9 protein-coding genes are annotated in these 11,375 nt (G+C 72.1%); all 9 read left to right on the top strand.

Annotation, left to right across the window (positions count from 1 at the left end; genetic code table 11):
* The first annotated feature begins 49 nt into the window (after window positions 1-49).
* The 9 genes from CHB73_RS07590 to CHB73_RS07630 all read left to right on the top strand — a co-directional run bounded on the left by CHB73_RS07590 (window position 50) and on the right by CHB73_RS07630 (window position 11,368).
* A complete protein-coding gene (locus CHB73_RS07590; protein WP_089273750.1) occupies window positions 50-1,114 on the top strand; it encodes a sigma-54 interaction domain-containing protein in 1,065 nt (354 codons plus the stop codon).
* Window positions 1,115-1,183: 69 nt separating this feature from the next.
* Window positions 1,184-1,918, top strand: a complete 735-nt coding sequence (locus tag CHB73_RS07595) for a (Fe-S)-binding protein (RefSeq protein WP_089273752.1) — start codon at window positions 1,184-1,186, stop codon at window positions 1,916-1,918.
* Entirely contained in the window at window positions 1,919-3,304 is a 1,386-nt protein-coding gene (locus CHB73_RS07600) for a LutB/LldF family L-lactate oxidation iron-sulfur protein (RefSeq protein WP_235641552.1), read from the top strand.
* Window positions 3,301-4,011: a LutC/YkgG family protein gene (locus CHB73_RS07605; protein WP_089273754.1), complete on the top strand. Its 711-nt coding sequence runs from the start codon at window positions 3,301-3,303 to the stop codon at window positions 4,009-4,011. Before CHB73_RS07600 ends, CHB73_RS07605 begins: the two co-directional genes overlap by 4 nt.
* A 532-nt stretch (window positions 4,012-4,543) precedes the next feature.
* On the top strand, window positions 4,544-5,881 hold the full coding sequence (locus tag CHB73_RS07610; RefSeq protein WP_089273756.1) for a lipid II flippase MurJ: 1,338 nt from the start codon (window positions 4,544-4,546) through the stop codon (window positions 5,879-5,881).
* A 167-nt stretch (window positions 5,882-6,048) separates the two neighbouring features.
* On the top strand, window positions 6,049-8,001 hold the full coding sequence (gene asnB / locus CHB73_RS07615; RefSeq protein ID WP_089273758.1) for an asparagine synthase (glutamine-hydrolyzing): 1,953 nt from the start codon (window positions 6,049-6,051) through the stop codon (window positions 7,999-8,001).
* Entirely contained in the window at window positions 7,989-9,134 is a 1,146-nt protein-coding gene (locus CHB73_RS07620) for a glycosyltransferase (RefSeq protein ID WP_089273760.1), read from the top strand. Before asnB ends, CHB73_RS07620 begins: the two co-directional genes overlap by 13 nt.
* 276 nt (window positions 9,135-9,410) lie before the next feature.
* Window positions 9,411-10,829 carry a sigma-54-dependent transcriptional regulator gene (locus CHB73_RS07625; RefSeq protein WP_089273762.1) on the top strand — a complete coding sequence of 473 codons (1,419 nt, stop codon included), beginning with the start codon at window positions 9,411-9,413 and terminating at the stop codon, window positions 10,827-10,829.
* 173 nt (window positions 10,830-11,002) lie between these two features.
* On the top strand, window positions 11,003-11,368 hold the full coding sequence (locus CHB73_RS07630) for a response regulator (protein ID WP_089273764.1): 366 nt from the start codon (window positions 11,003-11,005) through the stop codon (window positions 11,366-11,368).
* The last annotated feature ends 7 nt before the right edge of the window (window positions 11,369-11,375 follow it).

The raw sequence follows: 11,375 nt of genomic DNA on the forward strand, positions 1-11,375 counted from the left end.
TGAGTGCCGACCGCGTCCGCAAGGGTGTTTTTTCGTTCGGGAGTTCAAGATGATGGACCCACGCGCCTATGGCGGCAAATTCTTGCCGCAAGGACTGGAGGCCGACCCCGAGGCCCGCGCCGCGATGCACGAGGCCGGGCTGCTGTTCCGGTCGAGCGCCATGCGCGCCCTCTACCGCGTGGCCATCCAGGTGGCCGGAAGCGACGCCCCGGTGCTGCTTACGGGGGAGTCCGGCACGGGCAAGGAGATCTTCGCCCGGCTGCTGCACACGCTGAGCAACCGCAGCGGCAGGCCCTTCGTGCCGGTCAATTGCGGGGTGCTCTCCGGCGAGCTGTTCGCCGACAAGTTTTTCGGGCACGAGCCCGGCGCCTTCACCGGGGCCACGCGCTTGCAGAAGGGCAGCTTCGAGCTCGCCGCCGACGGCACCCTGTTTCTTGACGAGGTGGGCGAGATCCCGCTGGCCAACCAGGTGGACTTCCTGCGCGTGCTCGAAGAGCGAACCTTCAAGCGCCTGGGGGGCGACAAGGATCTCGGCTTCCGCGCGCGCATCGTGGCGGCCACAAACCGCGCCCTGCCCGACATGGTCCGCGCCGGGCGTTTTCGCGCCGACCTCTTCTACCGGCTCAACGTCATCCCCATCGCCCTGCCCTCCCTGCGCGAGCGCAGCGACGACATTGCCCCCCTGGCGGAGTACTTTCTCTGGCTTTTCGGGCACCACTACCACCGTCCAAACCTGCGCCTCTCCCCCGAGGCCATGGCCGTGCTCACCCGGCACCGCTGGCCGGGCAACGTGCGCGAACTCAAGAACCTCATGGAGCGCGTGGCCCTGTTGCACACCAGCGAGAGCCCGGTCATGGCCGACGACCTGCCTCTGGAAATGCGGCTGGAGTTCGCCCCAGACCTGCCCCACGAGTTCGGGACCCCGCATTCCGGCGAAGCCCTGGCCGACTTCAACCTCGACGCCGCCGTGCGCCGGGCCGAGACAGCCGCCATGCTTCGCGCCTACAAGGCGGCCCACGGCTCCAAGCAGCGCACGGCCGAGCTGCTCGGCATCAGCCCGCGCACCCTGCGGCACAAGCTCGCGCAGTATGGACTGCGCCTCGAAGACGGCTGAGCCGGGCGCGGGGAATCCTGCGGACAGGGGGGCTTGCCAGTGGCCGGGGCCGGGCGTAAGGGGCAGCCCATGCACGCACAGTTGTTCATTCCCTGCCTGGTTGAGGACTGCCAGCCCGAGGCCGCCGTTGCCGCGACCCGGGTGCTGGAGCGCCTGGGGGTGGCCCTTCGGCATCCCTCCGGCCAGACCTGCTGCGGCCAGCTGGCCTACAAGGCCGGCGACGTGGCGGGCGCGCGGAGCCTGGCTTTGCGCTACCTGGACATTTTCGACGCGCCGGAGCCGGTGGTGTGCCCTTCGGGCTCCTGCACCAAGATGCTGCGCACCTACCCTGAACTGTTCGCCTTGGGCACGCCCGAGCGTGCGAGGGCCGAGGGCCTGGCCGCGCGGACCTTCGAGTTCTGCGAGTTCGTGGCCGGGCTGCCCGGCGCGGCGGAGCTGCCCCTGAATCTTGATGCGCGGGCCTGCTACCACGGCTCCTGCCAGATGCCGGGGGTTCCCGGCGACCCTGCCGACGCGCCGCGCAGGCTCCTTGGCCTGGTGCGCGGGCTGACCGTGGTGGAGGCCGAGCGCGCGGACCGCTGCTGCGGCTTCGGCGGGCTGTTCAGCCTGCAGTTCGCCTCCGTGTCCGAGGCGCTTACCGACGACAAATGCAGGGAGATTCTGGCCCTTGCGCCGGACATGCTGGTAAGCGCCGAGCCCAGCTGCCTCATGAGCCTGAGCGGCCGCCTGGCCAAGATGGGCCGCCCGCTGCCCGCCCTGCATGTGGCCCAGGTGCTGGACGCCGGGCTGCGGGGAGGGCTCTAGATGGACGCCATGACTCCTGCGCGCTTCCGCGAGCAGAGCCGCGCGGCCTGCCGCGACGCCAACCTGCGCGCCGTGCTGGACCACGCCACGCGGTATTTCATCGGCAAGCGTTCGGCCTCCCTGGAGGCCTTTCCAGGCCGCGAGGAGCATTTCGCCAGGGCGCGGGCGGCGCGGCTGCGTTCGCTTGCGCGCCTGCCGGACCTGCTGGAGGAACTTGAGGCCAGCGCCACGGCGGCCGGGACCGTGGTCCATTGGGCGGCGGACGCGGCCGAGGCGCGGGCCATCGTCGTCGGCATCGCCAGGCAGGCGCAGGCCAAGGTCATCGTCAAAGGCAAGAGCATGGTCACCGAGGAGATCGCGCTCAATCCGGCCCTGGAGGCCGCCGGGGCCGAGGTCTGGGAGACGGATCTGGGCGAGTTCATCGTGCAGCTGGCGGGCGAGCCGCCCTCGCACATCATCGCCCCGGCTGTGCACAAGTCCCGGCAGGACGTGGCCGAGCTCTTCGCCGAAAAGCTGGGTCTGCACGGCCAGAGCATCCCGGAGCTGACCCTGCTGGCGCGCCGCGCCCTGCGCGAGAAGTTCCTGGCCGCGGACATGGGCGTCACCGGGGCCAACATGGCCGTGGCCGAGACCGGCAGCGTCATCCTGGTGGAGAACGAGGGCAACATCCGCATGAGCACCACCTGCCCGCGCGTGCATGTGGCCCTCATGAGCCTGGAGAAGGTGGCGGCCACCATGGAGGACGCGGCGGACCTGCTGCGCGTGCTGCCCAGAAGCGCCACCGGCCAGAAGATGAGCTCCTACGTGTCCGTGCTGACCGGCCCGCGCCGCGAGGGCGAGACCGACGGCGCGCAGGAGATGCACCTTGTGATTCTGGACAACGGCCGCTCGCAGGTCCTGGCCGATCCCGCCCTGCGCGAGGCTCTGGCCTGCATCCGCTGCGGGGCCTGCCTGAACGTCTGCCCGGTGTACCAGACCATCGGCGGCCACGCCTACGGCTCGGTGTATTCCGGACCCATCGGCGCGCTGCTGTCCTCGCTGCTGCTGCCCCAGGACCAGACCCGCGACCTGCCCTTCGGCTGCACCCTGTGCGGGGCCTGCGCGCGCACCTGCCCGCTTTCCATCAACCATCCCAAGCTGATGCTGGCCCTGCGCCAGCGCGTGGCTTCGGGGCGCGCCAATCCCTTCTCCGCCGCGCACTCCATGCTGGCGCGGCACCCGCTGGCCTACCGCGCCGCCGTGGCCGCCGCCCGCGCGGTGGACCCGCATCTGGACCTGCTGCCGCGCCTGCCCGGCCTGCCCGGCCTGGCGGAGTTCGCGGCCGCGCGCAAACCGCCGGAGCTCAAAGCGCCCTTCCGCGCCCGGCGCAACAAGGAGCGGCAATGATTCCGGCCAGCACACGCTCACGCGCGGCCATCCTGAACACCCTGCGCCAGGGCCTGGCCCGGACGCCGTTGTTCGTGGACGAGCCGCCCGCCCGGCCCGCCTCCCTGCCCGTGCCGCCGCCCGGTCCGCAACCTGCGGGAGCCCCCGGCGGCCAGGACGCCTGGGAGCGCCTGGCCGAGGCGCTGGCCCCGCTGGAGGTGCGGCCGCGTCTGGCCCGCACGGCCGGGGAGGCCGTCCGGCATCTGGCCGACATCGCCCGCGAGTGCGGGGCCAAGAGCTACACCCGCTGGGACGAGGCCCTGGACGCCCTGGACCTGCCCGGCGGCTTCGACGCCGCGCTGGCCGGACTGGCGCGGTTGCCCGCCGGACCCTGCCCCGGCTTGGCCCAGGCGGACCTGGGCGTTGTGCTGGCCCACGCCGCGCTGCTGGAGTCCGGCAGCATCGCCGTGGTGGCCGCGCCGGGACGGCACCGGGCCGCGTCGCTGCTGCCGCCGTGCTCGGTGGTCCTGGTGCCAAGAAGCAGCCTGCTGCCCGATGTCTCGCACCTGCCGGGGCTCTTTGCGCGCCACGCCGATCCGGATGGGCGGCTGCCGAGCTGCCTGAACCTCATCACCGGGCCCAGCAGCACGGCGGACATCGAGCTGGTGCTGGTGCGCGGGGTCCATGGCCCGGCCCGCCTGGAGCTGGTCTGCCTGGACTGGCTGTAGGGCGCGGACGCTCCGGCTTCGGGGCGGCCCCTCGGGGGGGGGCCCTGGACTCTCGGGGCGGGGCTCACAACCTGTCCGAGCCGACTGGGTGATGTTCTCATGTTTTGTTGGCGCAGCGGAACCTGTGCTTGTGGAGCCGGCGATGACACTCGTCGGCTCTTTCATTTGCGTTGGCGGAGCTGGCCGTTTTGGCCCACTCGCGCAGCGCCGTCTGCGTGAGCGCTCGACATTGCCGTTGCTGCGCGCGCGTGCGCACGGACGCCGGGCACGTCTTGTGGGACAAACTGGAGACATGGCCGCTTCCGTAGTTTGGCGCGGCCTGCCGGTGTTGGACGCCGAGCCCTCGATGACGTCGGGGGGGCCGCCGAACGGAACGTCGCGCCGCCCACGGTGCGCGCATCGGCCGGGTTTTCGGGGAACGCGATGCGGCGTGAAGAGTCGATTGCCACATGCGCCAAATCCCACCTGGGGCGGACAGGCCGCCCGCGCCGCCCTCGTTGAAGTCCGGCGCGATTTCCCGTAGGCACGGGGCATGTGGCGGCATGGGGACACGGCGGGGCTTTTCGCCCGGTTGCGCGCGGAGTGCTCCTCGCGCCTGGGTCGCGCCTCGCTTTTGGTGCTGGGCTGCGCCGGGCTTGGCCGTGGCGCGGCCCTGTGCAAGGAGGCGTTGGTGGCCGCGCTCTTCGGCGTGGGCGGCGCGCTGGACGCCTACCTGCTGGCCCTGCTCGCCCCGTCCTTTCTGACCAACCTGCTGGGCTCCATTTTTTCCTCGGCCCTGATTCCGGCCCTGGGCCGGGCGGAACGCGAAGGCGGCGGCGCACATCTGCGCGGCCGTGCCCTGCTGGCCCAGGCGCTGCTGGTGTTTTGCGCCTGCCTGCTGCTGGCCCTGGTCCCGGCCGGGGCTTGGCGAGCCCTGGCCCCGACGGCAACGCCGGAGCGCCTGGCGCTGCTGCGGGAGCTGCAACTGCTGCTGCTGCCCGCCATGGCCCTGGCCAGCCTGAACAACACCTTGGGGGCCCTGGCCAACGCGCAGGGACGCTTTGCGGGCCCGGCCTTGGCCGGGCTGGGCAACGCCCTGGCCGTGCTGGCGGGCGTGGCCGTGCTGGCGGGCGGCCTTGGGGTGCGGGCCCTGGCCTTGGCCGTGGACATGGGCGCGGCGTGCGAATTCGCGCTCCTGGCTTGGATGTGCCGGGGGCTTTTCGGGTGGCGGCGCGCCGGACCGGGCGCGGACATCCGGCCGCTGCTGCGGGGCTGGGGCGTGCTGGCCCTTGGAGCGGCCCTCTTCGGTCTCGCCCCCTTCATCGACAACGCCATCGCGGGCGCCCTGGGCGAGGGCGCGGTGTCGGCCCTGGGCTTTGGCGCGCGGCTGCCCCTGGGCATCGCCGGGCTGCTGGGCCTGGCCCTGTCCACGGTGCTGCTGCCGCACTTCTCGCATCTGGCCGCCACGGCCGAGCCCCAGGCCCTGCGCGCCGCCTGCCGGGGCATGGCCCTGCGGGTGGCCCTGCTGGCCGGGCCGCTGGCCCTGGCCGGGGTGCTGGCTTCGCCCCTGGTCACGGAACTGCTGTTCCAGCGCGGCCGTTTCGACGCCCAGGCCGTCCAGGCGGTGAGCGCGGTCCAGGCCTGGTATTTCGTCCAGATTCCCTTCTACCTCCTGGCCATCGGGGCCATGCGGCTGCTCCAGGCCCAGGAGCGGCGGCGTCTGCTGCTTGTGGTGCAGGCCGGACTGCTGGCCTTGGGCGCGCTGGCCAGTCTGGGCTTCAGCCGGGTGCTGGGCGTGGCGGGCATCGCGGCCAGCTCGGCGCTGGTCCAGGCGTTGCTGGCCGGGGCATGTCTGCTGGCCGTGTTGCGGCCGCGCGGGGCGCGGTCGTGAGGCGGTTGCGCGCCGTTGGGGCCGACTGGGCGTGGGCTGTTGGCGCTGTCGGCCCGAAGGGCGGCTTGGCTGGCCTTTCGGCCAGGCGCTGCCCCAGGCGCGGCGGAGCGCACCCCGCGGGCCGCGGGCCCTGCGCATCGTTCACACGACAGGGAGGGGCATAGGGCATGTGCGGTATTTGCGGCGTGTACGCGCCGGCTCGCGCGGGGGACGGCTCCCTGCTGGCCCCGCTGGCGGCCATGACCGCCAGCCTTGCGCATCGCGGGCCGGACGGGGCGGGGCTGTGGACCGACCCCGGCGCGGGCCTGGGCCTGGGGCACCGGCGGCTGGCCGTGCAGGACCTTTCGCCCCTGGGCGCGCAGCCCATGGCCTCGGCCACGGGGCGCTACGTGGCGTGCTTCAATGGGGAGCTCTACAATTTCCGGCTGTTGCGCGCGCAGTTGCAGGCCCTGGGCCACGGCTTCCGGGGCGGCTCGGACACCGAGGTCCTGCTGGCGGCCATTGAGCAGTGGGGGCTTGAGGACGCCCTGCCGCGCCTGAACGGCATGTTCGCCCTGGCCCTGTGGGATGCGCGCGCGCGCCGCCTGACCCTGCTGCGCGACCGCCTGGGCGAGAAGCCGCTCCTCGTGGGCCGCCTGGGCGGCGATGGCGGGGCGGGGCTGGTTTTCGCCTCGGAGCTGCGCGCCCTGCGCGTCCACCCGGAGTTCGACCGCGCCCTGGACCGTGAGGCCCTGGCCCTGTTCTTTCGCCACGGCTGCATTCCGGCCCCGCACAGCGCATACGTCCGCGCGGACAAGCTCCTTCCCGGCGAGGCCCTGTCCCTGGGGCCGGAGGGCGAGCGCCGCTGGCGCTACTGGGACGCGGAGGAGGTCTGGCGGCATGGCCTGGCCGAGTCCCTGGCCGAACCCCTGGCCAAGTCGGCAGGCGATGCAGAGGACGAACTGGAGCGGCTGCTGGCGGACTCCGTGGGCTTGCGCGCCATTTCCGACGCGCCCTTGGGCCTGTTCCTGTCCGGCGGGGTGGATTCGAGCCTGGTGGCGGCGCTGCTGGCGCGGCAAGGCGGGCCGGTGCGCAGCTTCTGCATCGGCTTCGAGGATCCCGGCCTGGACGAGTCGCCCCACGCCGAGGCCGTGGCCCGGCACCTGGGCCTGCGGCACACCACCCTCACCGCCACGGCGCGCGACATGCTGGACCTAGCCCCGCGCATGGGGGACATCTACGACGAGCCCTTTGCCGACGCCTCGCAGCTGCCCACGGCCCTGCTGTGCCGCCTGGCGCGCGGGCATGTGACCGTGGCGCTTTCCGGCGACGGCGGGGACGAGCTTTTCGGCGGCTACGCCCGCTACCCCTGGACCCTGCGCGCCCACCGGCTGCTGCGCGCTGTGCCCCTGCCCCTGCGCCGGGGCCTGGTCGCCCTGCTGGGGCTGCCGCCCGCCGGGCTGTGGAACGCCCTGCCGCGCGGCCGCGCCCTGCGCTGGCGGCTGGACGCCCTGGGCGTCGAAGGCTTCGAGGCCCTGTACCTGCGCCTGCTCTCCCAGCACAAGGACCCGGCCCGGCTGGTGCCGGGCGCGCGCGCCCCCGGCTCGCCGGGGTACCGGCCCGCACGTTGGCCAGCCGACCTGGGGGACGGCGACGATGCCCGCCTGGCCTGGATGCGCCTGGCCGATCTGCTCTGCTACCTGCCCGACGACATTCTGGCCAAGGTGGACCGGGCCAGCATGGCCGTGGGCCTGGAGGTCCGCGCCCCGCTGCTGGACCACCGGCTGGTGGCGTTCGCCGCGCGGCTGCCCGCGTCGCTGCTGCTTCAGGGCGGCGTGGGCAAGGGGCTGCTGCGCCGGGTGCTGCACCGCCATGTGCCGCCCGCGCTGGTGGAGCGGCCCAAGATGGGCTTCGGCCCGCCACTGGCCGCTTGGCTGCGCGGGGAGCTGCGGCCCTGGGCCTCGGACCTGCTTTCCCCCTCGCGGCTGGCGCGCCAGGGCCTGCTGGACGCGGAGGAAATCGCGCGTTTGTGGGCGGAGTTCCTGGCCGGGGAGGACAACTGGCGGCACCTGGTCTGGGACGCGTTGATGCTCCAGGCCTGGCTGGAAGCGGAGCAGGGGGCCGGGCCGTGCGCATCCTGATGAGCATTCCCAGCCTGGAGCGCGGCGGAGCGGAGCGGCAGTTCGCGGCCCTGGCCGCTGGCCTTGCCGCGCGCGGGCACGAGGTGCTGGCCGTGACCCTGGACCGCGCCGGACCGCTGGCCGGGGAGCTTGGCCGGGCGCGGCTGGTGGAGCTCATGCGGGGCGCTGGCCGGAACGGCCTCGGCGCTCTGGCGGCCCTGGCCGGGCTCCTGCGGCGCGAGGCCCCGCAGGTCCACTACGCTTTTCTTCCCACCTGCACCGTGCGCGCGGCGATGCTCGCCCCGCTTGTCCCGGCGACGCGGCTGGTCCTGGGCATCCGCGCCGCAGACAGCGCACGGGGGCCCAACGCCCCGAGACGGCTGGCCGGACGGCTGCTGCTGGAGCTGGAGGCCCGGCTCTCGCCCCTGGCCGATCTGGTCGTCGCCAACTCCGAGGCCGCGCGAAAGGCCTGCGTGGGGCGCGGCTTTGCGCCGGGCCGCCTGCATGTGGTGGCCAACAGCGTGGACACGGCCCGCTTCCTCCCGGACAGGGAGAGGGGCGCGGCCCTGCGCCGCCAATGGGGGGTGGTGGCGGGCCAGACGCTGGTGGGCGTGGCCGCCCGGCTGGACCCGCACAAGGGCCATGCCGTATTTCTTGAGGCTGCGGCCCTGGCCTCGGCGGCCCGGCCGGACCTGCGCTTCGTCTGTCTGGGTGGCGGGCCGCAAACCTTGGCCGCCGGGCTGCGGGAGCGGGCGCTGGCGCTGGGAGTGGCGGACCGCGTGGCTTGGACCGGGGAGCACGCGGACATGCCCGCGGCGTACAACGCCCTGGATATGCTGTGCCTGCCGTCGGAACGGGAGTCCGCGCCCAACGTGCTGGCCGAGGGCCTGGCCTGCGGCCTGCCCTGCCTGGCCAGCCGCGTGGGCGACTGCGAGGGGATGCTGGGGGAATGCGGGCTGACGGTTGCGCCCGGAGACGCCGTCGCCCTGGCCGGGGGGATGCTGGCCCTGCTGGCCCGGCGCGAGGCCGAGGGCGCAGGCCTGGCCGTGCGCTGCCGGGCGCGGGCCGAGGGTCTGTTTTCCGTGGAGCGCATGGTGGAGGAGACCGAGGCGTTGTTTTTGAAGACGCGAGGCGCGGGCGGCCGCCAGGGCTGACGGGTATAACCGAGCGGAAAAGAACAAAAAAAGCCGGGCAGGCCCCCCACCTGCCCGGCAGACACGATGGTCCAACCATCGCGGCCGCCGGGAACGTTGCCGCCCGGCGCACGATCTGCTTAAAACAATATCCGTGCCATCATTTTTTTGTGTAGCCATTGCCGCTTGTTGCCTTTTTTTTGCCACTGCAGGCCGGAGAAAAGGTAGCGAAAAATACGGCTTCGTAGTACGTTTTTCCCGGAATCATTCCGAGATTTCCGGAAAGCGGAGGGAGCCATGGCCAATATCCTTGTGGTGGACGACGACGAGCTGTTCCGGGAGCTCTTGTGCACCTCCGTGGAGCGGCACGGGCACAAGGCCCTGGCCGCCGGAACCCTGGCCCAGGCCCGGCGCATCGCCGCGCGGAATGCCGTGGACGTGGTGTACCTGGACGTGCGCCTGCCCGATGGCTCCGGCGCCTTGGCCATAGAGGAGCTGCGGGCGGGCAAGGACCCTCCGGAGGTCATCATCGTCACCGGGCAGGGCGACCCGGACGGCGCGGAGCTGGCCCTGCGCTGCGGGGCTTGGGACTACATAGAAAAACCCGCCAGCGTGGACCGCATGACCCTGCCCATGCTGCGCGCCCTGTCCTACCGGGCCGAAAAGCGCCGCCAGCGCATCCCCGCCCTGCCCGAGACCTCCGGCATCGTGGGCAAGAGCCCCAGGCTGGCCGCCTGCCTGGCCCAGGCGGGCATGGCCGCGGCCAGCGGGGTGGACGTGTTCATCACCGGCGAGACCGGCACCGGCAAGGAAATCTTCGCCAGGGCCATCCACGCCAGCGGCGGCCGCGCCCAGGGGCCTTTCGTGGTGGTGGACTGCACCACGCTGCCCGGAACCCTGGCCGAGAGCGTGCTCTTCGGTCACGAGCGGGGCTCCTTCACCGGGGCGGACCGCAAGCAGACCGGGCTCATCGAGCAGGCCGACGGCGGCACCCTGTTCCTGGACGAAATAGGCGAATTGCCATTGCTCATGCAGGCCAAATTTCTGCGCGTGCTGCAGGAGCGGAGCTTCCGGCCCGTGGGCGGCGGCCAATTGCACAAAAGCGAGTTCCGGCTGGTGGCGGCCACCAACCGGGACTTGGCCGCCATGGCCGAACGCGGCGAGTTCCGCCAGGACCTGTTGTTCCGCCTGGGGGCCTTCTGCCTGGAACTGCCCCCCCTGCGCGAACGCGAGGGCGACATCAAGGAATTGCTGGACTGGCGCATGGCCCAGCACGCCGCCCGCGCGGGCAACCCCGCCCCGGAGCCCAGCCCGGAGTATCTGGAGCTGCTGCTGTCGCACCATTGGCCGGGCAATGTGCGCGAGTTTTTGCAAACCGTGGACATGAGCCTGGTTTCGGCCATGGGCGAGGCCATGCTGCTGCCGCAGCACCTGCCCCTGGACCTGCGCGTCCGCCTCATGCGGGGGCGGGTGGCCTCGCGCGGGCTTTCTCCTGTGGAGGGCGGCCAGGAGCGCGCAGCCGGAACCCTGGGGACCTGGAGGGAACACCGCGCCCGCCTGCTGGACAGGGCCGAGGCCGAGTACTTTTCCGCGCTCATGGACCGCGCCGGGGGAGACGCGGCGTTGGCGGCCGAACTCTCCGGCCTCAAGAGCGCCCGGCTGTACGAACTGTTGGGAAAGCACGGGCTTGTGAAGGGGCGTCGGGGACCGGCCTGAATATTCCGGAAAAACCGGAAAATCAGTCGCGTCGGCCCAGGGGCACTGGCCAAGGAGCAGGACCAGGCCCATGCGAGAACCGTCAAATATCGTTTGGAACGGTTTTTGATTATCTGTCTTGCCCGCCGCTGCGCGCCCCGACGCAGCACGGCGGCGTACCGGAGGGCATTTCCATGGCTAAAATCCTCATCGCCGAAGACGATCCCATCTCCCAGCGCTTTGTGTCCGCCATCCTGGAACGAATGGGCCACAGCGCAATGGTGAGCCCCAACGGACGCCACGCCTGGGAGGCCTTGAGCGCCGAGAACAGCTTCGCCCTGCTCATCACGGACATCATGATGCCCGGCATGGACGGCACCACGCTCATCCGCACCCTGCGCGCCGACGAACGCTTCAAGGACCTGCCCGTCATCGTCATGAGCGCCTTCATCGGCGTCAGCGAGATCTCGGGCCTGCTCGCCGTTGGGGCCACGTGGTTCATGCCCAAGCCCGTGGAGCGTTCCGTGCTGGAGGAATACGTCAAGCGTGCCCTGGACTAGGGCCACG

The sequence above is a fragment of the Humidesulfovibrio mexicanus genome (genome assembly GCF_900188225.1).
GTDB classification, from domain to species: Bacteria; Desulfobacterota; Desulfovibrionia; order Desulfovibrionales; family Desulfovibrionaceae; genus Humidesulfovibrio; species Humidesulfovibrio mexicanus.